General features: G+C 62.9%; 1 protein-coding gene and 1 pseudogene. Both read left to right on the top strand.

Annotated elements, in window-relative coordinates:
- Positions 1–278, top strand: a pseudogene (locus G3480_RS27150) (Rpn family recombination-promoting nuclease/putative transposase); the annotation flags it as partial.
- 242 nt (positions 279–520) lie between these two features.
- A partial coding sequence (locus G3480_RS27145) for a PD-(D/E)XK nuclease family transposase (protein WP_338114245.1) occupies positions 521–708 on the top strand: 188 nt, incomplete at its 3' end.

Raw genomic sequence — 708 nt, 5'->3', positions numbered from 1 at the left:
CGCTGAGCGCCGACGAGGAAACGCGCTACTGGGCCGAGGCGCGCGCGAAAGCGCAGAGCGACGAGGCCACCTTGCTGTTGGAGGCGCGCGAGGAAGGCGAACAGATTGGGTTGGAGAAAGGCGAGCAGATTGGGTTGGAGAAAGGCCGCCAGGAAGCGGCTCAAGCGACAGCCCGTTACCTCATCGAACTTGGCGTGCTCAGCGATGCTCAGGTCGCCCAGGCCACCGGCCTGAGCCTTGCACAGATCGAGGCGCTGCGCTCGGCCGGTCCACACTAAGCAAGTGTCCATCAATTGTTTCCCGATGCGAGCGATGCCGCCCGAAATCCCCCCTAGCCCCCCTTTGCGAAAGGGGGGAAGTTGTTGATGGACGCTTTCTAAGGCCCGAAACCAGTCGCACGGGGCGAATGCCCCATGCGGCTTGGAAGGTTCCGGCTTGGGCATGCGGCTTCGCGCGCTGACCATGTTAAGGTCGGGGTTCATCAACCGCTGCTGTCTCCATCGCTTCCTCCATGGCATCCGTGTGCGCTGACGATCTGCTCGACCCGAAGAACGACTACGTCTTCTTCCGCGTCTTCTCCGAGGAACCCGACCTGCTGGTCGATCTGATCAATGTCGTGCGCGTCGACGAGCCGCCCATTGCCGAGGTCAGTCTGCTCAACCCGCAACTCACGCCCGAGCGGCTCGGCGGCAAGCAGTTGATCCTGGA

This window comes from Thiorhodococcus mannitoliphagus, assembly GCF_010915725.1.
GTDB classification, from domain to species: Bacteria; Pseudomonadota; Gammaproteobacteria; order Chromatiales; family Chromatiaceae; genus Thiorhodococcus; species Thiorhodococcus mannitoliphagus.
Note: the sequence above shows the minus strand (reverse complement) of the source record. Positions and strands in the feature narration are given on the sequence as shown.